25 protein-coding genes are annotated in these 24,578 nt (G+C 71.8%); 6 read left to right on the top strand and 19 right to left on the bottom strand.

What is annotated here, in order from left to right:
- Window positions 1-9 precede the first annotated feature (9 nt).
- The 12 genes from nuoK to ASC77_RS19445 all read right to left on the bottom strand — a co-directional run bounded on the left by nuoK (window position 10) and on the right by ASC77_RS19445 (window position 11,553).
- Entirely contained in the window at window positions 10-309 is a 300-nt protein-coding gene (nuoK, locus tag ASC77_RS19390) for an NADH-quinone oxidoreductase subunit NuoK (RefSeq protein ID WP_056156805.1), read from the bottom strand.
- Window positions 306-1,145 carry an NADH-quinone oxidoreductase subunit J gene (locus ASC77_RS19395; protein ID WP_056156807.1) on the bottom strand — a complete coding sequence of 280 codons (840 nt, stop codon included), beginning with the start codon at window positions 1,143-1,145 and terminating at the stop codon, window positions 306-308. The genes nuoK and ASC77_RS19395 overlap by 4 nt, the downstream gene beginning before the upstream one ends.
- Window positions 1,145-1,717: an NADH-quinone oxidoreductase subunit NuoI gene (gene nuoI, locus ASC77_RS19400; RefSeq protein WP_082575044.1), complete on the bottom strand. Its 573-nt coding sequence runs from the start codon at window positions 1,715-1,717 to the stop codon at window positions 1,145-1,147. Before nuoI ends, ASC77_RS19395 begins: the two co-directional genes overlap by 1 nt.
- On the bottom strand, window positions 1,717-3,018 hold the full coding sequence (nuoH, locus tag ASC77_RS19405) for an NADH-quinone oxidoreductase subunit NuoH (RefSeq protein ID WP_056157234.1): 1,302 nt from the start codon (window positions 3,016-3,018) through the stop codon (window positions 1,717-1,719). Before nuoH ends, nuoI begins: the two co-directional genes overlap by 1 nt.
- A gap of 5 nt (window positions 3,019-3,023) precedes the next feature.
- A complete protein-coding gene (locus ASC77_RS19410) occupies window positions 3,024-5,429 on the bottom strand; it encodes an NADH-quinone oxidoreductase subunit G (protein WP_056156809.1) in 2,406 nt (801 codons plus the stop codon).
- On the bottom strand, window positions 5,429-6,739 hold the full coding sequence (gene nuoF, locus ASC77_RS19415) for an NADH-quinone oxidoreductase subunit NuoF (RefSeq protein WP_056156811.1): 1,311 nt from the start codon (window positions 6,737-6,739) through the stop codon (window positions 5,429-5,431). The genes ASC77_RS19410 and nuoF overlap by 1 nt, the downstream gene beginning before the upstream one ends.
- Window positions 6,732-7,484 carry an NADH-quinone oxidoreductase subunit NuoE gene (nuoE, locus tag ASC77_RS19420; RefSeq protein ID WP_056156813.1) on the bottom strand — a complete coding sequence of 251 codons (753 nt, stop codon included), beginning with the start codon at window positions 7,482-7,484 and terminating at the stop codon, window positions 6,732-6,734. The genes nuoF and nuoE overlap by 8 nt, the downstream gene beginning before the upstream one ends.
- Before the next feature lie 67 nt (window positions 7,485-7,551).
- Window positions 7,552-8,892: an NADH-quinone oxidoreductase subunit D gene (locus ASC77_RS19425; RefSeq protein WP_056156814.1), complete on the bottom strand. Its 1,341-nt coding sequence runs from the start codon at window positions 8,890-8,892 to the stop codon at window positions 7,552-7,554.
- Between the two features lies 1 nt (window position 8,893).
- Complete coding sequence (locus tag ASC77_RS19430) at window positions 8,894-9,607, bottom strand: NADH-quinone oxidoreductase subunit C (RefSeq protein ID WP_056156816.1); 714 nt, start codon at window positions 9,605-9,607, stop codon at window positions 8,894-8,896.
- Entirely contained in the window at window positions 9,604-10,158 is a 555-nt protein-coding gene (locus tag ASC77_RS19435) for a NuoB/complex I 20 kDa subunit family protein (RefSeq protein WP_056156818.1), read from the bottom strand. The genes ASC77_RS19430 and ASC77_RS19435 overlap by 4 nt, the downstream gene beginning before the upstream one ends.
- A gap of 14 nt (window positions 10,159-10,172) precedes the next feature.
- Window positions 10,173-10,532, bottom strand: coding sequence for an NADH-quinone oxidoreductase subunit A (locus ASC77_RS19440; RefSeq protein WP_056156820.1), 360 nt, complete (start codon window positions 10,530-10,532; stop codon window positions 10,173-10,175).
- A 331-nt stretch (window positions 10,533-10,863) separates the two neighbouring features.
- Entirely contained in the window at window positions 10,864-11,553 is a 690-nt protein-coding gene (locus tag ASC77_RS19445; protein WP_056156823.1) for a demethylmenaquinone methyltransferase, read from the bottom strand.
- 158 nt (window positions 11,554-11,711) lie between these two features.
- On the opposite strand from ASC77_RS19445, the gene ASC77_RS19450 reads away from it, so the two are divergent.
- Window positions 11,712-12,635, top strand: coding sequence for a L,D-transpeptidase family protein (locus ASC77_RS19450; protein ID WP_056156825.1), 924 nt, complete (start codon window positions 11,712-11,714; stop codon window positions 12,633-12,635).
- A 37-nt stretch (window positions 12,636-12,672) separates the two neighbouring features.
- On the opposite strand, the gene ASC77_RS19455 is transcribed toward ASC77_RS19450, so the two are convergent.
- A complete protein-coding gene (locus ASC77_RS19455; RefSeq protein WP_156391194.1) occupies window positions 12,673-13,308 on the bottom strand; it encodes a hypothetical protein in 636 nt (211 codons plus the stop codon).
- 64 nt (window positions 13,309-13,372) lie between these two features.
- Here ASC77_RS19455 and ASC77_RS19460 point away from each other — a divergent pair, with 64 nt between their 5' ends.
- Window positions 13,373-14,599 carry an isochorismate synthase MenF gene (locus ASC77_RS19460; RefSeq protein WP_056156829.1) on the top strand — a complete coding sequence of 409 codons (1,227 nt, stop codon included), beginning with the start codon at window positions 13,373-13,375 and terminating at the stop codon, window positions 14,597-14,599.
- Between the two features lie 4 nt (window positions 14,600-14,603).
- On the opposite strand, the gene ASC77_RS19465 is transcribed toward ASC77_RS19460, so the two are convergent.
- Window positions 14,604-15,239, bottom strand: a complete 636-nt coding sequence (locus ASC77_RS19465; protein ID WP_056156831.1) for an MBL fold metallo-hydrolase — start codon at window positions 15,237-15,239, stop codon at window positions 14,604-14,606.
- A gap of 17 nt (window positions 15,240-15,256) precedes the next feature.
- Here ASC77_RS19465 and ASC77_RS19470 point away from each other — a divergent pair, with 17 nt between their 5' ends.
- The 3 genes from ASC77_RS19470 to ASC77_RS19480 are packed head-to-tail and all read left to right on the top strand — an operon-like array spanning window position 15,257 to window position 17,531.
- Window positions 15,257-15,865: a LysE family transporter gene (locus ASC77_RS19470; protein ID WP_056156832.1), complete on the top strand. Its 609-nt coding sequence runs from the start codon at window positions 15,257-15,259 to the stop codon at window positions 15,863-15,865.
- The gene (locus ASC77_RS19475) at window positions 15,862-16,356 is read left to right on the top strand and encodes a GNAT family N-acetyltransferase (protein ID WP_056156834.1); all 495 of its coding nucleotides are present in this window, start codon (window positions 15,862-15,864) and stop codon (window positions 16,354-16,356) included. The genes ASC77_RS19470 and ASC77_RS19475 overlap by 4 nt, the downstream gene beginning before the upstream one ends.
- Window positions 16,353-17,531: a cytochrome P450 gene (locus ASC77_RS19480; protein ID WP_056156836.1), complete on the top strand. Its 1,179-nt coding sequence runs from the start codon at window positions 16,353-16,355 to the stop codon at window positions 17,529-17,531. The genes ASC77_RS19475 and ASC77_RS19480 overlap by 4 nt, the downstream gene beginning before the upstream one ends.
- Here the strand turns inward: ASC77_RS19480 and ASC77_RS19485 are convergent.
- Both ASC77_RS19485 and ASC77_RS19490 read right to left on the bottom strand, forming a co-directional pair.
- Window positions 17,528-19,384, bottom strand: coding sequence for a Na+/H+ antiporter (locus ASC77_RS19485; protein ID WP_056156837.1), 1,857 nt, complete (start codon window positions 19,382-19,384; stop codon window positions 17,528-17,530). The two genes, ASC77_RS19480 and ASC77_RS19485, sit on opposite strands and share 4 nt — an antisense overlap.
- A gap of 25 nt (window positions 19,385-19,409) precedes the next feature.
- A complete protein-coding gene (locus tag ASC77_RS19490; RefSeq protein ID WP_056156839.1) occupies window positions 19,410-20,321 on the bottom strand; it encodes a helix-turn-helix domain-containing protein in 912 nt (303 codons plus the stop codon).
- Window positions 20,322-20,382: 61 nt separating this feature from the next.
- Here ASC77_RS19490 and ASC77_RS19495 point away from each other — a divergent pair, with 61 nt between their 5' ends.
- Window positions 20,383-20,997: an alpha/beta fold hydrolase gene (locus ASC77_RS19495; protein WP_200945060.1), complete on the top strand. Its 615-nt coding sequence runs from the start codon at window positions 20,383-20,385 to the stop codon at window positions 20,995-20,997.
- A 107-nt stretch (window positions 20,998-21,104) separates the two neighbouring features.
- Here the strand turns inward: ASC77_RS19495 and menD are convergent, their stop codons facing one another.
- Genes menD through ASC77_RS19510 form a run of 3 tightly spaced genes read right to left on the bottom strand, consistent with a single transcriptional unit; the run spans window position 21,105 to window position 24,573 of the window.
- Window positions 21,105-22,664 carry a 2-succinyl-5-enolpyruvyl-6-hydroxy-3-cyclohexene-1-carboxylic-acid synthase gene (gene menD, locus ASC77_RS19500; protein WP_082575046.1) on the bottom strand — a complete coding sequence of 520 codons (1,560 nt, stop codon included), beginning with the start codon at window positions 22,662-22,664 and terminating at the stop codon, window positions 21,105-21,107.
- Window positions 22,661-23,602 carry an o-succinylbenzoate synthase gene (locus tag ASC77_RS19505; protein ID WP_156391195.1) on the bottom strand — a complete coding sequence of 314 codons (942 nt, stop codon included), beginning with the start codon at window positions 23,600-23,602 and terminating at the stop codon, window positions 22,661-22,663. The genes menD and ASC77_RS19505 overlap by 4 nt, the downstream gene beginning before the upstream one ends.
- Window positions 23,599-24,573, bottom strand: a complete 975-nt coding sequence (locus ASC77_RS19510) for an AMP-binding protein (RefSeq protein WP_056156842.1) — start codon at window positions 24,571-24,573, stop codon at window positions 23,599-23,601. Before ASC77_RS19510 ends, ASC77_RS19505 begins: the two co-directional genes overlap by 4 nt.
- Window positions 24,574-24,578 lie beyond the last annotated feature (5 nt).

The raw sequence follows: 24,578 nt of genomic DNA on the forward strand, positions 1-24,578 counted from the left end.
ACGCGACTCCTAGAGCTTCAGCAGGCTGGCGTCGTCGACCGAGGCCGAGCGCCGGGTCCGGAAGATGGTCATGATGATCGCGAGCCCGACCACGACCTCGGCCGCGGCCACCACCATCACGAAGAAGGCGGCGATCTGGCCGTCGAGGTTGCCGTGCTGCTTGGCGAAGGCGACGAGCGCGAGGTTCGAGGCGTTGAGCATCAGCTCCACGCACATGAACACCACGATCGCGTTGCGCCGGGTCAGGACACCCACGCAGCCGATGGTGAAGAGGATCGCCGAGAGGACGACGTACGCCTGGATGTTCACGCGTCGCTCCCCGTCTCGTGGCCGCCGGTCGCGGGCGACTCCTCGGTGGTCGAGGCAGGCGGGGCCGAGTCGCGGCCGGCGTGCGGGGCCCAGCCGATCTGCTTCTCGATGTCCTCGATCGCGTCGGCAGTCGCCGGCGCGGACCGCACGGTGCCGCGGGCGGCGAGCACCCGGGACACGGAGCTCGAGGCCGCGGTGCCGTCGGGCAGCAGCGCCGGGGTGTCGACCGCGTTGTGGCGGGCGTAGACGCCCGGAGGAGGCAGCGGGCCGAGATGCGTGCCCTTCTCGGCGTAGTCCTTGACCCGCTGTGCGGCGAGCTCGGGCTGCCCGGCCTTCGGGGTGAGGCGCTCGCGGTGGGCGAGCACCATCGCGCCGACGGCCGCGGTGATGAGCAGCGCGCTGGTGGTCTCGAACGCGAAGACGTAGCGCGAGAACAGGATGTCGGCGACCGCCTCGATGTTGCCGTTGGCGTTCGCAGCGCCGAGCCCGACCGCCGGACCGAGCGAGATCTGGCCGAGCGCGACCACGAGGACCGTCCCGAGCACGACGCCGCCGACCATGGAGAGCACCCGCTGGCCGCGGATCGTCTCGACGACCGAGTCGGAGGCGTCGACGCCGACGAGCATCAGCACGAACAGGAAGAGCATCAGGATGGCGCCGGTGTAGACGATGATCTGCACCGCGAAGAGGAACGGGGCGTCCAGCGTCAGGTAGAGCACCGCCAGGGAGATCATCACGACCGCGAGCAGCAGCGCGGCGTGCACGGCCTTGCGGACGAAGAGGATGCCGAGGGCGGCGATCACCATGACCGGCGCGAGGATCCAGAACGCGACCATCAGTCAGCCTCCCGTGCGGCCGGGGCGGGTGCGGCGAACTCGCCCCGGTAGTAGGCGCCCTCGTCGTCGCCGAGCAGCATCGCGTGCGGCGGCTGCTCCATGCCGGGCAGGAGCGGGGCGAGCAGGTCGGACTTCTCGTAGATGAGGTCGGCCCGGTTGTTGTCGGCCAGCTCGTACTCGTTGGTCATCGTCAGCGCCCGCGTCGGGCACGCCTCGATGCACAGGCCGCACAGGATGCAGCGCAGGTAGTTGATCTGGTAGACGCGGCCGTAGCGCTCACCCGGGCTGAAGCGGCCCTCGCCGTTGGCTGAGTCGTCGTTGGACGCGCCCTCGACGTAGATCGCGTCCGCCGGGCACGCCCAGGCGCACAGCTCGCAGCCGATGCACTTCTCGAGCCCGTCGGGCCAGCGGTTGAGCTGGTGCCGGCCGTGGAAGCGCGGAGCCGTCGGAAGCTTCTCGAACGGGTACTGCTCGGTGACGACCTTCTTGAACATGGTGCGGAAGGTGACCCCGAACCCGGCGATCGGGTCCCAGAGCTGCTCCTTCATGCTCTTGGACTGCTCGTCAGCCATCAGATCTCCTCCCCTGCGCTGCGCGTCGCGGCGACAGGCTCCGTGATGGGTGATCGGTTCTCGAAGGTCAGTGGCTGGGCGGCACCGCGCACGGCGCCTCCGGCCGGCATCGGCGGGACCGGGAAGCCACCCGGAGTCGCCACGGCCTCGACCTCGTCGGTCTCCTCCTGCGAGTCACCGATGAAGAACAGCACGACGAAGACGACCGCCAGCGCGCCGATGCCGATCAGCAGCCAGCGCCGGTCGATGCCGCCCTCGAGCGAGATCGAGCGGATGGTCGCGACGGCGACGATCCACACCAGGGCGATGGGGATCAGCCGCTTCCAGCCGAACGCCATGAACTGGTCGTAGCGCAGCCGCGGCAGCGAGCCGCGCAGCCAGATGAAGATGAAGATGAAGAAGAGGACCTTGCCGAAGAACCACAGCACCGGCCAGTAGCCCTCGTTGGCACCGGCCCACACGTGGTCGATCCAGAACGGCGCGTGCCACCCGCCCAGGAAGAGCGTCGTCGCGAGCGCCGAGACGGTCGCCATGTTGATGTACTCGGCGAGGAAGAAGAGCGCGAACTTCAGCGAGCTGTACTCGGTGTGGAACCCGCCCACGAGCTCGCCCTCCGCCTCGGGGAGGTCGAACGGGGCGCGGTTGGTCTCTCCGATCATCGCGATCACGTAGATCACGAACGACGGCGCCAGGATCAGGCCGAACCAGAGGTCGTCCTGCGCGTCGACGATCTGCGAGGTCGACATCGAGCCGGCGTACAGGAAGACCGCGACGAGGGCGAGACCCATCGCGACCTCGTAGGAGATCATTTGCGCGCTGGAGCGCAGGCCGCCGAGCAGGGAGTACGTCGAGCCGCTGGACCAGCCGCCGAGCACGATGCCGTAGATGCCGATCGAGGCGATGGCCATCACGAAGAGGACCGCGACCGGCATGTCGGTCAGCTGGAGCGGGGTCTCTTGGCCGAAGAAGTTGACCGTCGGCCCGAACGGGATGACCGCGAAGGTCACGAAGGCCGGCACGGTGGCCAACACGGGTGCGATCAGGAAGACCACCTTGTCGGCGGCCTTGGGGGTTAGGTCCTCCTTGAGCGCCAGCTTCACGCCGTCGGCGAGGGACTGGAGGAGGCCGAAGGGCCCGTGCACGTTGGGGCCGATGCGGTGCTGCATCCGCGCCACGACCCGGCGCTCCCACCAGATGTTGAAGAGCGTCAGGAGCACCAGGATCACGAAGATCAGCACCGTCTTGACGAGGATGACCCACCAGACGTCGTGCCCGAACTGGTCGAGCGGCTCGGCCGCCATCGCGATCATGACTCGACTCCCTTCGCGATCGTGACCCGGCTGCCGGGCGACGCCAGGTCGGCGAGCACACCGTTGCCGAAGGAGTTCGCCGGCAGCCACACCACGTCGTCGCCCAGGTCGGCCACCTCGGCCGGCAGGGTCACCGAGCCACGGTCACCGGTGAGCGTGACGGTCGGGCCGTGGGCGGCGTACGTCGCGGCCGAGACCCGTGCGACCGGCACCCGCGCCGTGGCGCGGTAGGCCTTGTCGCCGTCCTGGAGCGAGCCGTTGTCGACCATCAGCTTCCAGGTCGCCAGGGCAAAGCCCTCGGTGGTCGAGGAAGGACGAGGTCCTGTCTCGACACCTCCGAGGCCGGCGCGCTCGCCGTCCCACGGGCCCATCTCCTCCATCTCGACGCGCGCCTCGGCGACGGTGCGGAACCCGAGTGACCGGCCCGGCCCCATCGAGCTCAGCTCCTCGGCGATGCCGGCCAGGATGCGCAGGTCGGGCAGCGAGCTGGGGCTGGAGAAGACCGCGTCGAAGGTGCGCGGTCGGCCCTCCCACGTCACGAACATGCCCGCCTTGTCGACCGGCGGGGCCACCGGGAAGACGACGTCGGCGGCCCGGGTCACGTCGGTCTCGCGCAGCTCGAGGGCGACGACGAACGACGCGGCGGCGATCGCGGCGCGGGTGGCGGCCGGGTCGCTCGTGTCGTCGGGGTCGACGCCACCGATGACGAGACCCTGGAGCTCGCCGGCGCCGAGGGCGGCGACGATGCCGTCGGCGTCGCGGCCGACGGCGTCGGGCAGGTGGTCCACGCCCCAGTCGGCGGCGGCGTCGACGCGGGCGGCGGGGTCGGCGACCGGACGGCCGCCGGGCAGCAGGTTGGGCAGGCAGCCGGTCTCGACAGCTCCCCGGTCACCCGCGCGACGCGGGACCCAGGCGAGCCGGGCACCGGTCTTCGCGGCCAGGCCGGCCGCGGCGCTCAGCGCGCCCGGCACGGTCGCGAGCCGCTCGCCGACCAGGACGACGGCCGTCTTGTCGATGCCGAACTCCCCCTGCTCGACGAGTGCCTCGATCGCGGCGGCCTCGTCGCCGGGGGCGGTGCGGACCAGGTGGCCGGACATCTTGGCCAGGCCACGGGTGGCGTACGGCGCGATCGCGACGACGCGGGTGCCGTGGTGCATCGCGGCCTTGCGCAGCCGCAGGAAGATCATCCCGGCCTCGTCCTCGGGCTCGAGCCCGGCCAGGACGACCGTGCTCGCGGACTCGAGGTCGGCGTACGTGACCGTGCTCCGGAGCACGACCTCGGACGCCAGGAACGAGGCCTCCTCCGCCGAGTGCGGGCGCGAGCGGAAGTCGATGTCGTTGGTGCCGAGCGTGACCCGCGCGAACTTGCTGTAGGCGTAGGCGTCCTCGGCCGTCACCCGGCCACCGGTGAGCACGCCGGTGGCGCCTGCGGCCTGCAGGCCGCGTGCGGCGACGGCGAAGGCCTCGGGCCACGACGCCGGGCGGAGGCTGCCGTCCTCGTCCCGCACCTGCGGGTAGGACAGCCGGTCGGCCTCGGTGGCGTAGTGGAACGCGAAGCGGTCCTTGTCGGTGATCCACTCCTCGTTGACCTCGGGGTCGTTGCCGGCGAGGCGGCGCATCACCTTGCCGCGCCGGTGGTCGATCCGGATCGCGGAGCCGCACGCGTCGTGCTCGGCGATGCTCGGCGTCGAGACCAGGTCGAACGGGCGCGACCGGAACCGGTAGTCGGCACTGGTCAGCGCACCCACCGGGCAGATCTGGATGGTGTTGCCGGAGAAGTACGAGTCGAACGGCTCGCGCTCGTAGATGCCGACCTGCTGGAGGGCGCCGCGCTCGATCAGCGCGATGAACGGGTCGCCGGCGATCTGCTCGGAGAAGCGCGTGCACCGGGCGCAGAGCACGCAGCGCTCGCGGTCGAGCAGCACCTGGGCGGAGATGTTGATCGGCTTCGGGTACGTCCGCTTCACACCGCCGCCGGCGGAGAAGCGCGACTCACCGCGGCCGTTGGACATCGCCTGGTTCTGCAGCGGGCACTCGCCGCCCTTGTCGCAGACCGGGCAGTCCAGCGGGTGGTTGATCAGCAGGAACTCCATGATCCCCTGCTGCGCCTTGTCGGCGACCGGGCTGGTGGCCTGGGTGTTGACGACCATGCCCTCGGCGACCGGCAGCGTGCAGGAGGCCTGCGGCTTCGGGAAGCCGCGGCCGTTGCCGGCGTCGGGGATGTCGACCAGGCACTGGCGGCAGGCACCGACCGGTGCGAGCAGCGGGTGGTCGCAGAACCGCGGGACCTGGACGCCGACCTCCTCGGCCGCCCGGATCACCAGGGTGTCCTTGGGGACGCTGACCTGGACGCCGTCGATCGTGAGCGTGACCAGGTCGGTCTTCTCAGGAGTAGTCGTCATCAGGCGTTCACCTCCTGTCCTGCCCAGGCGGTCGATCGGGCCGGGTCGAAGGGGCACCCGCCCTCGGTGAGGTGCGCGACGTACTCGTCGCGGAAGTACTTGATGGAGCTGGTGATCGGGCTGACGGCGCCGTCGGCGAGCGCGCAGAACGAGCGGCCGAGGATGTTGTCGCACTGGTCGAGGAGCAGGTCGAGGTCGGCCTCGCTGCCCTGCCCGTTCTCGAGCGCGGACAGCGTCTGCACCAGCCACCAGGTGCCCTCGCGGCACGGGGTGCACTTGCCGCAGGACTCGTGCTTGTAGAACTCGGTCCACCGCAGCGTCGCCCGCACCACGCAGGTGCTGTCGTCGAAGATCTGCAGGGCCCGGGTGCCGAGCATCGACCCGGCCGCGCCGACGCCCTCGAAGTCGAGCGGCATGTCGAGGTGCTCGGCCGTCAGCAGCGGGGTGCTGGAGCCACCGGGCGTCCAGAACTTCAGCTCGTGCCCGTCGCGTACGCCGCCGGCGAGCTCGATCAGCGTCCGCAGGGTGATGCCGAGGGGAGCCTCGTACTGACCCGGCCTCTGCACGTGGCCGGAGAGCGAGAAGATGCCGAAGCCCTTGGACTTCTCGGTGCCCATCGACGAGAACCAGCCGTGGCCGTGGGCGATGATGCTCGGCACCGAGGCGATCGACTCGACGTTGTTGATGACGGTCGGGCTCGCGTAGAGACCGGCGACGGCCGGGAACGGCGGGCGCAGCCGCGGTTGGCCGCGGCGACCCTCCAGGCCCTCGAGGAGGGCGGTCTCCTCGCCGCAGATGTAGGCACCGGCGCCGGCGTGCACGACGACGTCGAGGTCGAAGCCCGAGCCGTGGATGTTCTTGCCGAGGTGGCCGGCCAGGTAGGCCTCCTGCACGGCGCGCTGGACGCGCCGGACGACGTGGAGGACCTCGCCGCGGATGTAGATGAACGCCTTGTTGGCGCGGATCGCGTAGGAGCTGATGATGACGCCCTCGACCAGCGTGTGCGGGCTGGCCATCATCAGCGGGATGTCCTTGCAGGTGCCCGGCTCGGACTCGTCGGCGTTGACGACGAGGTACTTCGGCTTCGGGTTGTCCTGCGGGATGAAGCCCCACTTCATGCCGGTGGGGAAGCCGGCGCCGCCGCGGCCGCGGAGGCCGGACTCCTTGACCTCGTTGATGACGTCGTCGGGCGCCATCGCGAACGCCTTGTCGAGGGCCTCGTAGCCGCCGCGGGCGGCGTACGAGTCGAGCGTCCAGCTGCGGTCGTCGCCCCAGTTGTCCGTGAGGACCGGGGTGAGCACGTCAGTCATCGCTGCCCTCCTCCTGCTTGGTCTCGGTCTCGGCGCGGCCGGTGTCGGCCTGGGCCACCGCCTCCTGCTTGGAGTCCGCGGTGCGGCCGCTGCCGGCGTCGGTGTCGGGGTGCGGGGCGGTCCAGCCGCGGTCGCGGGCGATGCCGAGCCCCACCAGGGACGCGGGTCCGGCGGCCGGGCCCTCGTCGGCGAGGTCGTCGGGGAAGCCGGCGAGCACCCGCTCGGCCTCGCGCCAGGTGACGATGCGCGGGCCGCGGGTGGAGTGCACCTCTGCCCCGTCGCGGAGGGCGTCGACGAGGCCGACGGCGGCGTCCGGGGTCATGTTGTCCATGAACTCCCAGTTGACGGTCATCACCGGCGCGTAGTCGCACGCCGCGTTGCACTCGATGTGCTCCAGGGTGACCTTGCCGTCCTCGGTGGTCTCGTCGTTGCCGACGTCGAGGTGCTCCTTGAGGCGGGAGAAGATCTGGTCGCCGCCCATCACCGCGCAGAGCGTGTTGGTGCAGACCCCGACGTGGTAGTCGCCGACCGGGCGGCGCTTGTACATCGTGTAGAACGTCGCGACGCCACTGACGTCGGCGGCGGTGATGCCGAGGACCTCCGCGCACGCCTCGATGCCCTCGGGGGTGATGCGACCCTCGACCGACTGCACCAGGTGCAGCATCGGGAGCAGTCCCGACCGGGCCTCGGGGTAGCGCGCGCCGATGGCGCGGAGCTCGTCGTACGTCTCCGTGGTCAACGTCATCGGGGTCCCCTCGAAGTTGTGAGGCGGAGGAGCGGAGCGGTGGAGCCGAAGAACTTCGTGGGGTGAGTCATCGGTCGACACCTCCCATGACGGGGTCGATGGAGGCGATCGCGACGATGACGTCGGCGACCATGCCGCCCTCGCTCATCACGCTCGTCGCCTGCAGGTTGGTGAACGACGGGTCGCGGAAGTGCGCCCGGAAGGGGCGCGTGCCGCCGTCGGAGACGACGTGGGCGCCGAGCTCGCCGCGCGGCGACTCGATCGGCACGTACGCCTGGCCGGCCGGCACCCGGAAGCCCTCGGTGACCAGCTTGAAGTGGTGGATCAGGGCCTCCATCGACTCACCCATGATGTGCCGGATGTGGTCGAGGCTGTTGCCCATGCCGTCGCTGCCGATGGCGAGCTGGCTGGGCCACGCGATCTTCTTGTCGGCGACCATCACCGGTGCGCCGTCCATCTTCGCCAGCCGGTCAGCGGCCTGCTCGATGATCTTCAGCGACTCCCACATCTCCGCGAGCCGGACCCGGAACCGGCCGTAGGAGTCGGCGGTGTCCCACGTCTGCACGTCGAAGTCGTAGGTCTCGTAGCCGCTGTAGGGCTGCGTCTTGCGCAGGTCCCAGGGGTACCCGGTGCTGCGCAGCACCGGGCCGGTGAGACCGAGCGCCAGGCAGCCCTCGAGGTCGAGGTGGCCGACGCCCTCGAGGCGGGCCTTGAAGATCGGGTTGGCGTTGCAGAGGTCGGCGTACTCGGGGAGCCGCTTCTTCATCAGCGCGATGAAGCTGCGGATCTCGTCGAGCGCGCCGGGCGGGAGGTCCTGCGCGACGCCACCGGGGCGGATGAACGCGTGGTTCATGCGCAGCCCCGTGATCAGCTCGAAGAGGTCGAGCACCAGCTCGCGCTCCCGGAAGCCGATCGTCATCACCGTGAGGGCGCCGATCTCCATGCCGCCGGTCGCGATGCAGACGAGGTGCGAGGAGATCCGGTTGAGCTCCATGAGGAGGACCCGCATCACCTCCGCCTTCTCGGGGATCTGGTCCTCGATGTCGAGCAGCCGCTCGACGCCGAGCACGTAGGTCATCTCGTTGTAGAACGGCGAGAGGTAGTCCATCCGGGTGCAGAACGTGACGCCCTGGACCCAGGAGCGGTACTCCATGTTCTTCTCGATGCCGGTGTGGAGGTAGCCGATGCCGCAGCGGGCCTCGGTCACCGTCTCGCCCTCGAGCTCGAGGATCAGGCGGAGCACGCCGTGCGTCGACGGGTGCTGCGGGCCCATGTTGACGACGACGCGCTCGTCGACGTCCTCGGCGAGGCCCTCGACGATCGAGTCCCAGTCCTGACCGGTGACGGTGAAGACCCGGCCGTCGGTGGTCTCGTTGGAGCCTGCGTACAGATCCTGGTCGGCAGTCATGTCAGTTGTAGCTCCTGCGCTGGTCGGGCGGTGGGACGGTGCCGCCCTTGTACTCCACGGGAATGCCTCCCAGCGGGTAGTCCTTGCGCTGGGGGTGGCCCGGCCAGTCGTCGGGCATCAGGATGCGCGTGAGCGCGGGGTGGCCGTCGAAGACGATCCCGAACATGTCGAAGACCTCGCGCTCGTGCCAGTCGTTCGTCGGGTACGTCGAGACGATCGACGGGATGTGCGGATCGGCGTCCGGGGCGGAGACCTCGAGGCGGATCCGGCGGTTGTGGGTCATCGAGAGCAGGTGGTAGACCGCGTGCAGCTCGGCGCCGGTGTCGGCCGGGTAGTGGACGCCGTTGACGCCCGAGCAGAGCTCGAAGCGCAGGCGCGGCTCGTCGCGAAGCACCTGGGCGACGACCGGAAGGTCCTCGCGACGGACGTGGAACGTGATCTCGCCCCGGTGGACGACCACGCGCGGCGTCGCCACCTCCACCCCTGCTGCGGTCGCGGCCTGCTCCAGGGCGTCGGCGACCTCGTCGAACCAGCCGCCGTAGGGCCGCTGGGCCTCACCCGGGTAGACGATCGGCTGGGTGAGCCCGCCGTACCCGCTGGTGTCGCCGGTGCCGTGGATGCCGAACATCCCCTGGCGCACGCCGACGGCGTGCACCTCGCCGGACTGGGCCGGCAGGTTCTCGGGGGTCTCGTCGGTGTGGTCGTTGTTCGTCATCGGAGCTGACCCCGCATCTCGGAGGTCGGCAGCGCCCGCAGGGCGGCCGTCTCGAGCTGCTCGATCTCCTGGGCCCGGTTGGCGCCGAGCTTGGTGTGCTGGACCTGGTCGTGGAGCTTGAGGATCGCGTCGATGAGCATCTCGGGGCGCGGCGGGCAGCCCGGCAGGTACATGTCCACCGGCACGACGTGGTCGACGCCCTGGACGACGGCGTAGTTGTTGAACATGCCGCCGCTGCTCGCGCAGACGCCCATCGCCAGGACCCACTTGGGGTTGGGCATCTGGTCGTAGATCTGGCGCAGGACCGGGGCCATCTTCTGGCTCACCCGGCCGGCGACGATCATCAGGTCCGCCTGGCGCGGGCTGGCCCGGAAGACCTCCATGCCGAACCGGGCGAGGTCGTACTTCGGGCCGCCGCTGGTCATCATCTCGATCGCGCAGCAGGCCAGGCCGAAGGTGGCCGGCCAGAACGACGCCTTGCGCATGTAGCCCGCGACGCCCTCGACGGTGGTGAGGAGCACGCCGCTGGGGAGCTTCTCTTCGATACCCATGGGTCAGTTACCTCTCAGTCCCACTCCAAGCCACCTCTGCGCCATACGTAGGCGAAGGCGACGAAGACGGTGGCGATGAAGACGACCATCTCGACCAGGCCGAAGAGCTTCAGCGCGTCGAAGCGCACGGCCCAGGGGTAGAGGAAGATGATCTCGATGTCGAAGACGATGAAGAGCATCGCGGTGATGTAGTACTTCACCGGGAACCGCCCGCCGCCGACCGGCTGCGGGGTCGGCTCGATGCCGCACTCGTAGGAGTCCAGCTTGGCGCGGTTGTAGCGCTTAGGGCCGACGAGGGCACTCATGGCCACGGATCCCACGGCGAACAGCGCCGCGAGGAGCGTCAGCGCCAGGACCGGCGTGTAGAGCGACATGCCTCGCGTTCCTTCCTGTGTCCGCTGCGCCCGGACTCGGTCCGGAAGGGCCGATTTTGTGACTTTGTGAACTGAATCACTAAGTGGCGCGGAACACAGTTAACCACTCCACCTCGGGAGGCGCACGCGACCCCCGGCGCGGCGTACGAAATGGGGTCGAAGGTCCCGGATCCCCAGCCTGACCTGGGGATTTAGGGAATGCGGATATGCCCTAATTCGGGCCGGCGCCCTGGCTGGCTGTAACGCCGGGTTACCCGCTCTTCCCACCCCATTGCAACCTGGTGGGAAGAGTCAGTAACCCGGCGTTACAGGCTTCCAGCCGCCCCGGACGTCAGCGGTTGGCGCGGTGGAGCGCGACGATGCCGCCGGAGAGGTCGCGCCACTGCGGCGACTCCCAGCCGGCCCCGGCGATCAGGGCGGCCAGTCCGCGCTGGTCGGGCCAGGCGCGGATCGACTCGGCGAGGTAGACGTAGGCGTCCGGTGCCGAGGAGACGGCCCGGGCGATCGGCGGCAGTGCCTTCATCAGGTACTCGAGGTAAACCGTGCGCCACGGCGCCCAGGTGGGGTGGCTGAACTCGCAGACCACCAGGCGGCCCCCAGGGCGGGTGACCCGCCGCATCTCGCGCAGCCCGGCCTCGGGGTCGACGATGTTGCGCAGCCCGAAGGAGATCGTGACGGCGTCGAAGGTCTCGTCGGCGAACGGCAGCTGGGTGCCGTCGCCGGCCGTGAAGGGCAGGTGCGGCTTCGCGCTCTTGCCGACCTGGAGCATGCCGAGCGAGAAGTCGCACGGCACGACGGTCGCGCCGCGGTCGGCGAACGGCTGGCTCGACGTGCCGGTGCCGGCAGCCAGGTCGAGGACCCGCTCGCCCGGCTGCGGGTCGACCGCCGCGATCACCTCGCGGCGCCAGCGCCGGTCCTGGCCCATCGACAGCACGTCGTTGGTGACGTCGTAGCGGCGGGCGACGGCGTCGAACATCCGACGTACGTCGGTCGGCTGCTTGTCGAGCTCTGCGCGGGGCACGCGCCGAGAATACGGGGGTGCGATCCGGGGCCGGCTCGGCCCCCCGGCGCGGGTAACAGGTTGGCATCGGCGCGAGGAACACGCCGCCCGGATGCAACCGGATGGAGCGCCCAGGCGTCACCCTCGTGTCCGACTCACCTACTTCCCCGGGAGAGCTCATGCTGTTCCTGCGTCGCCTGCTGCTCATCGCCGCCACGGCAGGCCTGCTGTGCGCCGGTGCGCTCGTCGCGGGCTACGCCCTCGGCGACAGCCCCACGGCCCACCCCTCCGCGACCGGCACGCCCGGCGCCCCGGAGGCCGAGCCCGCCACGGGCTCGCCCACCGCGGTCGCCGTCACCCCGACGCCGACCCCGACCCCGACTCCCGCGGTCACGCCGACGCCTACACCGACGCCGACACCCGAGCCGCCCTCCGCGCCCGCGAAGCCGAAGCCCGTGGAGCTCGTCCCGGGCCCGCGGCTGCTCGGCCCGGGCGACGATGGCGCACGGGTGCGCGACCTCCAGGCGCGACTCAAGCAGATCGCCTGGTTCCAGGCCGACGTCACCGGGACGTACGGCGACGTCACCCGCGAGGCGGTACGCGGCTTCCAGGCCAAGCGCGAGATCCCCGTGACGGGCGAGGTCGACCAGCGCACCCTCGACCGGCTCGCGGCGATGACGGTCGAGCCGACCACCGCCGAGCTGCACAACCGCGGCAACGTCCCCGGCGCCCTCGATCCGCGGTGCCGTGTCGGCCGGGTGCTCTGCATCGACAAGACCAGCTCGACGCTCCGCCTCGTCGTCGACGGGCATGTGCAGCAGACCCTCGACGCCCGGTTCGGCGCGGCCGCCACGCCCACGCGTGAGGGCGTCTTCCACGTCTACCTCAAGGACGCGGACCACGTGTCGCGGCTCTTCGGGTCGGCCATGCCGTACTCGATGTTCTTCGACCGCGGCCAGGCCGTGCACTACTCGTCGGACTTCGCCGCCCGGGGGTACGCCGGCGCCTCGCACGGCTGCGTGAACATCCGTGACTACGACGGGGTCGCGCACCTCTTCGACCAGGTCCAGGTCGGCGACACGGTCGTCGTCTACTGGTCCTGACCGAGGGCCCGAGCGGCCCGAGCGGCCCCGAGGGGGCTCAGTCCTGCTGGAACGTCTTCACGAGGTCGTCGGCGACGCCGACCAGGTCCTCGGCAGCGATGGCGGACGAGCCGATCTGGACCGTCACCTCGCCCTGGGAGACCTGGCACTGGCTGAACGCGACGGGCGCGGCCTGGCCGGCCGCCTGGGCCTGGCCGTAGGTCAGGATGCAGGCGCCGTCGCCGACCTTGGCCATCTCGGTGGCGGCCTGGCCGCCGCTGTTGGCCGGGTCGGGGATGTTGTTGGGCGCGAACGCGCCGCCCTCGGACTGGAACACCTGGACGAAGACGGCCTCCGTGCCGTTGGCGACGTAGGTCCGGGTGGCGGCCGACGTGCCGAGCGCATCCGGGAGCACCCCGTTGCCGTAGTCGGCGTTGGCCTGCTCCTGCTTCGCGATGTCCTCGGCCTGGTCGGCGAGCTGGCCGTCGGCGAACGCGGCCGGGTCGTCGGACGCGACGTACCCACCGGGAAGCGTGTCCGGCAGCGCCAGCTCCAGCGCCTCGGGCTCGGCGGCGGCCTCGTCTCCCTGCGCCTTCGGCAGGCCGATCGCGAAGGCGGCGACCAGGCCGAGCAGGAGGAGGCCGAGCAGGATCGCGACCACCGAGGGTCGACCGGTGCTTGTGGGGGTGCTCACGCCCTCCGACGTTACCGGTGCAGCCGACGCGGGGTTTCGACGGGTCCGTGAGTACGCTCGGCCCGTGACGCTCACCGTCCGCACGACCCGCCTCGAGCTCGCCGAGGCCACGCGGCTCCTCGACCTGGTCCCGGCCGACCGTCCGGTGACCTGGCTGCGCCGCGGGGACGGACTGGTGGGCTGGGGCGTCGCCGCCGAGGTCCGCACCCACGGCGCCACCCGCTTCGCGGACGCGGACAAGTGGTGGCGCGAGACGACGGCCCGGGCGAGCGTCCGCGACGAGGTCAACGAGCCCGGCACCGGCCCGGTCGCGTTCGGCACGTTCACCTTCGCCAACGAGCCCGGCGAGTCCGTGCTCGTCGTGCCGCGCGTGGTCGTCGGTCGCCGCGGAGACGTCGCCTGGCTGACCGTCGTCGGCGACGACGCCGACCCCGCCCTGGACCCGGCCCCCGCGGCCGCGGCGCCGGTGGGCGTGAGCTTCGCCGACGGCGCACTCAACGGCGAGCAGTGGATGTCGGTCGTGGCGGACGCCGTGGCGCGGATCAGCCGCTCCGAGCTCGAGAAGGTCGTCCTGGCCCGCGACCTGGTCGCCACCGCCGACGAGCCGATCGACGTCCGGTGGCCGCTGGGTCGGCTGACCGAGACCTACCCGATGTGCTGGACGTTCCACGTGGACGGCATGTTCGGTGCGACGCCCGAGATGCTGGTCCGCCGCGAGCGCGGCCTCGTCACGTCACGGGTGCTCGCCGGCACCATCCGGCGCACCGGCGACGACGAGCGCGACCTCGCCCTGGCCGCCACCCTGGCCCGGTCCTCGAAGGACCTCGAGGAGCACGAGTACGCCGTACGCTCCGTCGCCGACGCGCTGGAGCCGCACTGCTCGTCCATGAACGTGCCCGAGGCGCCGTTCGTGCTGCACCTGCCCAACGTGATGCACCTGGCCACCGACGTCGCCGGGGTCGTGCACGACTCGGCGACCGTCTCGTCGCTCCAGCTCGCCGAGGCGCTGCACCCGTCCGCGGCCGTCGGCGGGACGCCGACCCCGGTCGCGACCGCCCTGATCGCGGAGATCGAGGGCATGGACCGCGACCGCTACGCCGGTCCGGTCGGCTGGATGGACACGTCCGGCGACGGCGAGTGGGGCATCGCGCTGCGCTCCGCCCGAGTCTCCGGGTCCACCGTGCGCCTCTTCGCCGGCTGCGGCATCGTCGCCGACTCCGACCCCGAGGCAGAGCTGGCCGAGGCGCAGGCGAAGTTCGTGCCGGTGCGGGACGCGCTGACCGCGGGCTGACGCCCTACAGGTCGGTGCCGTCGGCGCGCCGGACGTACTCCTGGCCGGCCTTCGGCAGGAACAGGTTCATCTGCGTCTCGAGGATCCCGTGGGCGGCCTCGGTGTAGATCCGGTCGTGGATGGCCAGGTTGCGCGGGGCCTTCACGGCGCGCGCGAACTCGATCGCCTCGGAGGCCTTGAGCCACGGCGCCGACGACGGCACCAGGAGTACGTCGACGTCCTCGCCGGGCTCGGTCAGCGAGTCGCCCGGGTGGTAGACCTTCGCGTCGCCGGCGGTGACGACGTACCCGCTGTTGAAGATCCGCGGGATCTCCGGGTGGATGACCGCGTGCATCTCACCGACCGCCCGGACCGGCAGCCCGGTGTCGAAGGTCTCGCCGGGAGCGACGACCGTGATCCGCTCGGCCACCTCGGGGGCGTCCTCGCGGATCTTGGCCGCGACGGAGTCGATCGTGAAGATCCGGGCGTCGGTGGCGCGCAGGTGGTCGGGGACGTAGTGGTCGGGGTGCTCGTGGGTGATCAGCACCGCGTCCGCGCCGTCGACGGCCTCGACGTCGGTGAAGACGCCGGGGTCGAGCACCAGCGTGGTGCCGTCGTGCTCGATCCGGACGCAGGCATGGCCGAACTTCGTGATCCGCATGTCCCTACGATGCCACCGTGCTCGAAGCCGTCGTGTCCGGTCTCGTCACCGGCTGGGCGATCGCGATCCCGATCGGCGCCGTCGGGGCGTTCCTCGTCACGCTCGCGTCGCGGACGTCGTTCCGCGTCGGCGCGGCAGGCGCGCTCGGCATCGCCACGGTCGACGGAGGGTACGCGCTGCTGGCCGTCGCCGCCGGGGCGGCCGTGGCCGCGGCGCTCGAGCCCGTCGCGCACGCGCTGACGATCGCGTCGGGCATCGTGCTGCTGGTGATCGCGGGGCTCACGGCGGTGCACGCGATCGGGACCGCCGGCAGGGTCCGCGAGGTGCGGCCGATGGGCGCCGGCGCGGCGTACGCGCTCTTCCTCGGCATCACCGCGGTCAACCCCACGACCGTCGTCTACTTCGCCGCCGTGGTCCTGGGCAACCAGCACCTCGTGTCGGGCGCGGCCGAGGGCGTGGTGTTCGTGCTCGCGGCGTTCGTCGCCAGCGCGTCGTGGCAGCTCCTGCTGGCCGGCGGCGGCGCGGCCCTGGGCCGGGTCGCGACCGGCCACCGCGCCCACCTGGTCACCGGCCTGGTGTCGGCCGCCGTCATCGCCCTCCTCGCGATCCATACGATGCTCGCGTGACTCCTCACCTCCGACGGGCCATCCTCCGACAGGCCGTGCCCGGTGACGCGGCCGCCTGCGCGGTGATGCACGCGGACTGCTGGCGCGAGGCCTACGGCCCGTACGCCGACCCCGCCCTGCTGGCCGAGCGCCTCGCCGACACCGAGGGCTGGCTGGCGGCGTGGACCCGGCACCTGACGCAGGGGCCGCCGCGCGTGCTGGCCGAGGCGGATGGCGAGGTGGTGGGCTTCTCCGTGGTCGGTCCGGGCCGCCACGAGGGCGATGCCGCCACGGAGCTCTACGCGATCTACACGCGGCAGGCGTGGTGGGGCACCGGTCTCGGGCAGGAGCTCTGGGACGCCGTACGACCCGACGAGCCGTGCTCGCTCTGGGTCCTCGAGGACAACGACCGCGCGCAGGGGTTCTACCGCCGCAACGGCTTCGTCGCCGACGGAGCACGCGACTTCTACGACGGGCTCGGGACCTGGGAGATCAGGATGGTCCGACCATGACGTACTTCGACCTGTCCGACCCGGCGTTCGACGTCACCTCGCCGACGGTGCACGCAGCCCGCGACGACAGCTGGTACGTCGAGACCAACTGGGGCTGGGCGGTGCTGCGGTACGCCGAGGTGAGCGCGCTGCTGCGCGACCGGCGCTTCCGCCAGGGCAACGCGCGCTGGCCGGCGCAGAACGGCATCCACTCGGGACTCTTCTCCGACTGGTGGCAGGAGACCCTGCTGTCGCTGGAGGGCGACGACCACGCGCGGATCCGCCGGCTGATGGTGCCGGCCTTCCGCAACAAGACGATCGCCGCGATGCGCCCGCGGTTCCAGGCGCTGGCCAACGAGCTCATCGACGGCTTCGCCGACCGTGGGTCGGTCGAGCTCATCTCCGAGTTCGCCGAGCCGTACGCCGCCCGGATCATCTGCGTGCTGCTCGGGCTGCCCGAGGACAACTGGCTCCAGGTCGCCCACTGGGCCGACGACCTCGGCGCGTCCTTCTCGATCGACGTCGGCAACCAGGTCCCGAAGATCGAGGCCGCCCTCGACGGGCTCTTCGGGTACGTCGACGAGGTGGTCGCCGATCGCACCGCACACCCACGCGACGACCTGGTCACGACGCTCGTGCAGGCGACCGAGGACGGCGACCGGCTCTCGCGCCACGAGCTCGGCGTCGCGCTGGTGTTCCTGGCCTTCGCGGGCATGGAGACCACCCGCAACCAGCTCGGGCTCGCCCTGCAGACGCTGCTCCGGCACCCCGACCAGTGGCGCCTCCTCGGCGAGCGGCCGGACCTCGGCGAGAACGCCGTCGAGGAGGTCATGCGCGTCAACCCGACCGTCACGTGGGTGACGCGGGAGGCGCTCGAGGACGTCGAGTTCCAGGGACTGCACATCCCGCAGGGCGGCATCGTGCAGATGCTGTCGCACAGCGCGGGCACCGACCCGTCGGCGATGCCCGACCCCGCCTTCGACATCACCCAGCAGCGCCCGCCGCACCACGGCTTCGGCGCCGGCGTCCACCACTGCCTGGGCCACTTCGTCGCGCGCACCGACATGGCCGTCGCCCTGCCGCTGCTCGCCCGCCGGATGCCGGACGCCGTGCCGGACGGGCCCGGTCAGTGGCTGCCGGTCTCCGGCAACACGGGGGCCCTGTCGTTCCCGATCCGATTTACGCCCGGCGGCTAAGCGGTCAGGTGGTGGACGTAGCACCAGCGCCAGTCCTCCCCCGGCTCCGCCGACTGCATGACCGGGTGCTGCTCCTCGTGGAAGTGCCGCGTCGCGTGCTGCTTGGGTGAGGAGTCGCAGCAGGCGACGTTGCCGCACTCGAGGCAGCGCCGCAGCGCGACCCACTGGGTGCCTTCGTCGAGGCAGGCCTGGCAGTACGTCGCCTGCTCCGCCTCGGTCACCTGGTAGTGCTCCAGGTCGGGGCACAGCTCGCCGGTGGTCCAGCGACGACTGGCGTACGACGCGGACTCGTCGCGCTCCGCCTCGGCGCTGTCGAGCATCGACTCCTCGATGTCCAACGTCGCCAGCACGTCCGCGATGACCTCGGAGTCGACCGTGCCGGACTTGCGGATCTCGAGGATGCGCCGCCGTTCGGCGTCGAGCATCTGCGTCCGGATCCGGTAGTAGAGGGCGGCCGGCGACTCCTGGTCGGCGGTGGTGCTGAGCCGCTCCCACGCGGCGAAGTTGCGCTGGTCCAGCCGCTGCCGGATCAGGTCGACGACGTTGGCGTGGTCGTCGTACTCCATCCCGTCGAGCTCGTCCTCCGCCGCCTTCGACGCCTGCTGCAGCAGGGTCGCGCGGGCGAGGGCGTCGTCCAACGGGTCGGGCGAGGGGACCCTCAGCCAGCGCGCGATCATCGGCAGCGAGAGTCCCTGGATGAGCAGGGTGCCGGCCACCACCGTGAAGGCCGCCATCAGCAGGACCTCCTTGTGCTCGACGGTGTCCGGGATGATGAAGGCCGCCGCCAGCGTGACGACCCCGCGCATGCCCGCCCAGCCGACGATGAAGGTCTCCGCGATCGGTGGACGCCGGCCGGTAGTGGGGTCGGGGCCGGGCCGGACCAGCATCCAGCGGGAGATGTAGACCCAGACGATGCGGAGCACGATGCAGGCCAGCAGAGTGGCGGCGCAGACGGCGGCGATCCGGCCGCCGGACAGCGAGCTGTCGGCGAGGTCCTGGAAGAGCCACTGGGCCTGCAGGCCGATCAGCGCGAAGACGGTGTTCTCGAGCAGGAACGCGATCGTGCGCCAGTTGGTGTGCTCGGCGATCCGGGACTGCGCCGTCTGCAGCAGCGGGGCCTTGTGACCGAGCAGGAGCCCGGCCACCACGACGGCGACGACGCCGGACGCGTCGATCTCCTCGGCCGCGATGAAGCAGGCGAAGGGGATGACGAAGGAGAGGCCGACGTCGAGCACCGGGTCGGTGATCCGGTGCCTCAACTTGGCGACGACGAAGAAGCCGATCAGTCCGATCAGCACGCCCCCGCCGGCGGCGACCGCGAAGTCGACCCCGACGTGCCACGAGATGCCGGTCGCCACCACCGCCGTACGCAGTGCCACCAGTGCCGTCGCGTCGTTGAAGAGCGACTCCCCCTCGAGGATCGTGACGATCCGCCGGGGCAGGCCGATGTTGCGGCCGATGGCTGTCGCCGCGACCGCGTCGGGTGGTGCGACGACGGCGCCGAGCGCGAACGCGATCGGCCAGGACACCCCCGGCAGCAGCGCGTGGACGACAACGCCGACGCCGGCCATCGTGAAGAGGACGGCACCGACCGACAGCGCCAGGATCACCCGCCGGTGGGCGTTGAAGTCCACGAGCGATGACGTGATCGCCGCCGAGTAGAGCAGTGGCGGCAGCAGCCCGAGGAGCACCACTTCGGGCTCCAGGTGGATCTGCGGCACGAACGGGAGGAAGGACGCCGCGACCCCCGCCACGACCAGGACCAGCGGGGCGGGAAGCCCGATCCAGCGCGCGATCACGACCCCCGCGAGCACCGAGACGACCAACGCGACGAGGAGGAGGGCGACATGCACGCGCCCATCCTCCCCGATGGACGTGTCAGGCGGGTTGCGCGACCCAGAGCATCGGGTCGCCCCAGCCCAGCTCGTCGACGCCGTGCCTGCCGAACGCGAGCGCGACGAGGGTCCGCCGGTGGGCGGCGAAGGTCAGCACGTGGGCGATCATCCCGCCGTACGTGAAGACCTCGGCGGGCTCGCAGAGGGCGTCGACGAACGTGTCGTCGAGGCGGCCCGCGTCGACGACGTCGCGGACGTGGGAGAGGTACGTCGGGCCCTCGGTCGCCAGCCGGTCGCGGAGCGACGCGACCGACTCGTGCTCCTCGACCGACCAGTCGTACTCGCGGTTCGCGAGGGCCGCGTTCCACATGCCCATCTGGCCGACGAGTCGGGAGAGGAGCGAGCGGATCGTCTGGCGGTCGTCGTCGACGTCGAGCTCGATGACCTGGTCGAGCTGCTCGTCGCTGAGCCGGTCCGCGAGGCGGATCATCTCGCCGGTCAGCCAGACGTGGTGCTCGACCATCTTCGTGAGCAGTTCCATGGGTGTCACCTGGTCTCTCGCCGGCAGCCGGAGGCTGCCGGGTGGGTGGAAGTGGACGCCGCTGGGGGCCTCGATCTGCAGGTGACCGGGCCGGCGGCGCCAGGCGGACGGCGCGACGCCGTACGCCCTGGTGAAGGCGCGGGTGAACGCCTCGTGGGACCCGTAGCCCGCCTCGACGGCGATGTCGAGCAGCGGGGCGGAGGTCGTGATCATGCGGTAGGCCGCGCGCTCGAGCAGGATGCGCCGACGGAACGCGTCGGGCGGCTCGCCCGCGATCGACCGGATCATGCGGTCGAGGTGGTAGCGGGAGAAGTGCAGCCGCGCGGCCCGCTCGTCGGCCCCCAGGTCGTGGTCGTCGAGCGCCTCGGCGAGGTGGTCGACGAACCCGGCGAAGAGATCCGGAGCGGTGGTCATGGGTCGATCATGCGGCGTGCGACGCGGGTGCCGCTTGATCGTGGTTGCGTAGCCTGCGCTGGTGACCTACCTGCTCGTCCCGAGCCCGCTGCTGGGGCCGGCGACCTGGGCTCCCGTGGCGGAGCTGCTGGGTGGACGCGTGGTCACCGTCGACGCGGTGGAGCCCGGACCTGCCGACGTGGTGCTGGTCGTGCACAGCAACGCCGGGCTCCACGCGCCGCTGCTCGCCTCCCGGCTCGGGGCGCGGGCGACGGTGTACGTCGACGCCGCGCTCGCCGGCGACGGGCCGGACACCGGCTTGGCGCCGCCGCGCTTCCTGGACTTCCTGACCGGCCTGGCCGACGACGACGGCCTGTTGCCGCCGTGGACGCACTGGTGGAGCGAGGACGACGTGCGCGACCTCTTCCCCGACCCGTCGACCCGCGCCCGCGTCGAGGCGGAGCAGCCCCGGCTGCCGCTCTCCTACTTCAGCTCCCGTGTCGAGGTGCCGCCCGGCTGGGCAGACCGGCCCTCGGCCTACCTGGCCTTCGGCGAGACGTACGCCGACGAGATCGCCACCGCGCGTGGCCGCGGTTGGCCCGTGACCGTCCTCCGGGGCCGGCACCTGCACCAGCTCGTCGACCCGGACGAGGTCGCCGCAGCGATCACGGACCTGGTCGACCGGGCAGGGCGCTGAGCCGATCCGTGGCGGACTGGGAGGGCACCTCCTGAACTGGGAGGGCACTGCAATGCCCTCCCACTTCAGGGACACCCGGTCGACCGGGTATCCCTGGGAGCGGCGACCTACGGCCGCAGCGCTCTGATCCGGGCGTCGAGGTCACGCCGGTTGTCGCGGCGTACGACGACCTCGACCACCTCGACGCCACCGTTGGGCGAGGCGAGTGCCTGGTCGAGCTCGGCGAGCGAGCCGACCTTCCAGTGCGGCGTGCGGGTGGCCGCGCAGAGGGCGGCGAGGTCGACGTGGTGAGGGGTCCCGAAGAGCTTCTCGAAGCGGTCGTCGTACGCCGGGTCGCCCTGCTCGAGCATCGTGAAGATCGAGCCGCCGTCGTCGTTGACGACGACGATCGTCAGGTCGGGGACCGGCTCGCCGGGGCCGATGACCAGACCGTTGGCGTCGTGCAGGAAGGTCACGTCGCCCATCAGCGCGAAGGACCGCGTCGACTCGCGCGCGAGGGCCGCACCGATCGCGGTCGAGATGGTGCCGTCGATGCCGGCCAGGCCCCGGTTGGCGACCACCTTGCGGCGGGCACCGACCGCGTAGCGGGGCACCATCAGGTCGAGGTCGCGGATGGGGCTGGACGCGCCGACCACGAGCAGCCCGCCGGACGGCAGGGCCCGGGCCACCGCGCCGGCCACCTCGTGCGGTGTGAGGTCCGGCTCGGCCGCGAGCAGGGCGTCGAGCTGCCGGGAGACGCTGGCGTCGGCGGCGTGCCACTCCTCCAGCCAGGCCGGGTCGTCGGGCTCCTGCACGTGGGGTACGACGGGCAGCCGCTCGTCGACCGGGAACGGTCTCTCGGCCCACGCGCCGAGCGTCGGGGTGTCGACCACCTGCACGTCGTCGCGCGCGAGCAGTCGCGACACCGGTCGGGAGAGCGTCGGGTGACCGCAGACGACGACCCGCTCGATCCGCGCGCCCAGGTCGCCGGACAGCAGCAGCCGGTAGGTCCGGATGGCGTTCGCGCCGGTGCGCGATCCGCTCGACGGCTCGGCGAGCAGCGGCCAGCCGCCCGACTCGGCGAGCTGACGGGCCTGCGGCCCGGCGTCGTCGCCGGCCACGACGACCGTGCGCGGTCCGTTGCCCAGCCACTCCGTCGTCGCCGGGTGGACCGGCCGGGGAGCCGTGCCGGGGACGACCGCGGGCTGCCAGGTGTCCTCGGGCAGCAGCGGCTCGTCGAGGGGCACGTTGACGTGGACGGGCGCGAGACCTGTCAGGTCCATCGCACCGGCGTCCTGGGTCGCGACGAGCGGACCGAACACCCCCCGCTGGTCGGTGGTCTGGTTGGCGTTCGTCCCCCTCAGACGATCCGGCCGGTCCGCGGTCACGACCACCAGCGGCAGCCCGACGTGGGCCGCCTCGAGGACGGCCGGGTGCAGGTTGGCGACCGCGGTGCCGGACGTGCAGACGACGGCGGCCCGGTGGCCGTTCTTCGTGAGCCCCAGGGCGAGGAAGCCCGCCGTACGCTCGTCGATGCGGGTGTGCAGCCGGACCAGTCCCGCCGCGGCGGCGTCGTACGCCGCGAAGCCGAGCGGCGCGTTGCGCGAGCCCGGGGCGACGACGATCTCGGCGACGCCGGCCTCGACCAGCGCCGTGACGACGGCGCGGGCGGTGTCGGTGGCGGTCACGACCGACGATCCTGCCGCAGGGCGAGCACGTCGGCGAGCCGGGCCTCCCAGTGGGCGACCCGGTCGGGCGCCGCGTGCACCAGCGACTCGTCCAGCACCGGCAGCCGCACCGGCAGCGCGCCGTCGACCGGCAGAAGAGGGTCGGTCACCACGTCGGACTCCAGGAGCTGGACCGTCGCGAGGCCGCACGCGTAGGGCAGCTCGGGCAGAGCGGCCGCGAGGGCGACGCCGGCAGCGATCCCGATCGAGGTCTCCAGCGCCGACGACACGACGACCGGAAGGCCGATGTCCTCGGCGATCCGCAGGCAGGCCCGGACGCCGCCGAGCGGCTGCACCTTCAGCACCGCCACGTCGGCCGCCTCGAGGTCGCGCACGCGGTAGGGGTCCGTCGCGCGGCGGATCGACTCGTCGGCCGCGATCGGTACGCCGACGGCCCGGCGCACCCGGGCGAGGTCCTCGACGCTGGCGACGGGCTGCTCGACGTACTCGAGGCCGCCGGCGGCCCGGTCCAGGACGGGGATGCCCGCGATCGCTGTGTCGAGGTCCCACAGGCCGTTGACGTCGATCCGGATCCGACCGTCGGTGCCGATGGCGTCGCGGACTGCCTCGAGCCGCGCCTGGTCGTCCGCCAGTGTCTGCCCGGGCTCCGCGACCTTGACCTTGGCGGTCCGACAGCCACCGCGCAGCACGACGGCGTGCGCCTGCTCGGGACCGACGGCCGGCACCGTGACGTTGACCGGCACGCTGTCCCGCACCGGGGCCGGCCAGTCCCCGGCGGCGGCCTCCTCGGCGCAGCGCAGCCACGGCTCGGCGATGGCCGCGTCGTACTCCAGGAAGGGGCTCCACTCGCCCCAACCGGCAGGACCCGGCAGCAGCACGCCCTCGCGGACGGTGATCCCGCGGAAGCGGGTGCGCATCGGGAGGCTGTAGACCCTCACACCAGGCTCCGCAGCGTGACCCGGTCCGGCTTGCCGTTGGCCAGCAGCGGGATCTCGTCGAGCACGACCACCTGTCGTGGCGCCCAGGACCGGGCGTGGGTCTCGCCGACCCAGCCGCGCAGCTCGTCCAGCGACACGTCGCCGACCACGAAGGCGACGAGTCGGTTGCCCCACTCCTCGTCGGGCACGCCGAGCACCTCCGCGGCGCGGACCCCGGGGTGCTCCCGCAGCCGGGCGGCGACGGCGGGGGCCGGGACGTTGACGCCACCGCTCACCACGACGTCGTCGATCCGGCCGAGCACGTGCAGCCGGCCGTCCTCGTCAAGACGGCCCGCGTCGGAGGTGAGGAACCACCCGTCGACGAGGACCTCGGCGGTCGCACCCGGGTCGCCGGCGTACCCCTCGAAGAGCGTCGGCCCGCTGATCCGGATCCGGCCGCCGGGGTCGAGCGCGAGCGCCACCCCGTCGAGCGCGTAGCCGTCGTAGACGCAGCCGCCCGCGGTCTCGGCCGAGCCGTACGTCGCCACGACGTGGACGCCCGCGTCCTCCGCGCGTCGACGCAGGGCGGGGTCGATCGGCCCACCACCGAGGAGCACGGTGCGCAAGCCACGCAGCGCCTCGGCATCGGTGTCGAGGAGGCGGTGCAGCTGGGTCGGGACGAGCGAGACGTAGTCGGCGTCGCGGGCGGCGTCGGCGAACGACCCGTGCTCCTCGAGCAGCACCGGCGGGTGCCCGGCGACCAGCGAGCGACAGACGACCTGCACGCCGGCGACGTACGACGCCGGCACGGCCAGGAGCCATCGGCCGGAGCCGCCCAGGCGGCGGGCCGAGGCCTCGACCGACGCGAGCACCGCGGCCCGCGAGAGCACGACCCGCTTCGGCGTACCCGTCGAGCCGGAGGTCTCCACGACCCACGGCTCCGGGTCGTCGGCGGCCAGCCAGGCGTCGAGCTCACGGACCGCAGAAATCACGCGAC

The organism is Nocardioides sp. Root1257 (genome assembly GCF_001425175.1).
Taxonomy (GTDB): domain Bacteria; phylum Actinomycetota; class Actinomycetes; order Propionibacteriales; family Nocardioidaceae; genus Nocardioides.

What these genes read in the sequence shown, in the direction of transcription:
- ASC77_RS19435 (WP_056156818.1), bottom strand. Translation starts at nt 10,158, where the DNA reads ATGGGTATCGAAGAGAAGCTCCCCAGCGGCGTGCTCCTCACCACCGTC.
- nuoH (WP_056157234.1), bottom strand. Translation starts at nt 3,018, where the DNA reads ATGGCGGCCGAGCCGCTCGACCAGTTCGGGCACGACGTCTGGTGGGTC.
- ASC77_RS19450 (WP_056156825.1), top strand. Translation starts at nt 11,712, where the DNA reads ATGCTGTTCCTGCGTCGCCTGCTGCTCATCGCCGCCACGGCAGGCCTG.
- ASC77_RS19465 (WP_056156831.1), bottom strand. Translation starts at nt 15,239, where the DNA reads ATGCGGATCACGAAGTTCGGCCATGCCTGCGTCCGGATCGAGCACGAC.
- ASC77_RS19425 (WP_056156814.1), bottom strand. Translation starts at nt 8,892, where the DNA reads ATGACTGCCGACCAGGATCTGTACGCAGGCTCCAACGAGACCACCGAC.
- nuoE (WP_056156813.1), bottom strand. Translation starts at nt 7,484, where the DNA reads ATGACGTTGACCACGGAGACGTACGACGAGCTCCGCGCCATCGGCGCG.
- nuoI (WP_082575044.1), bottom strand. Translation starts at nt 1,717, where the DNA reads ATGGCTGACGAGCAGTCCAAGAGCATGAAGGAGCAGCTCTGGGACCCG.
- ASC77_RS19490 (WP_056156839.1), bottom strand. Translation starts at nt 20,321, where the DNA reads ATGACCACCGCTCCGGATCTCTTCGCCGGGTTCGTCGACCACCTCGCC.
- ASC77_RS19440 (WP_056156820.1), bottom strand. Translation starts at nt 10,532, where the DNA reads ATGTCGCTCTACACGCCGGTCCTGGCGCTGACGCTCCTCGCGGCGCTG.
- ASC77_RS19395 (WP_056156807.1), bottom strand. Translation starts at nt 1,145, where the DNA reads ATGGTCGCGTTCTGGATCCTCGCGCCGGTCATGGTGATCGCCGCCCTC.
- nuoF (WP_056156811.1), bottom strand. Translation starts at nt 6,739, where the DNA reads ATGACTGACGTGCTCACCCCGGTCCTCACGGACAACTGGGGCGACGAC.
- ASC77_RS19410 (WP_056156809.1), bottom strand. Translation starts at nt 5,429, where the DNA reads ATGACGACTACTCCTGAGAAGACCGACCTGGTCACGCTCACGATCGAC.
- ASC77_RS19430 (WP_056156816.1), bottom strand. Translation starts at nt 9,607, where the DNA reads ATGACGAACAACGACCACACCGACGAGACCCCCGAGAACCTGCCGGCC.
- ASC77_RS19480 (WP_056156836.1), top strand. Translation starts at nt 16,353, where the DNA reads ATGACGTACTTCGACCTGTCCGACCCGGCGTTCGACGTCACCTCGCCG.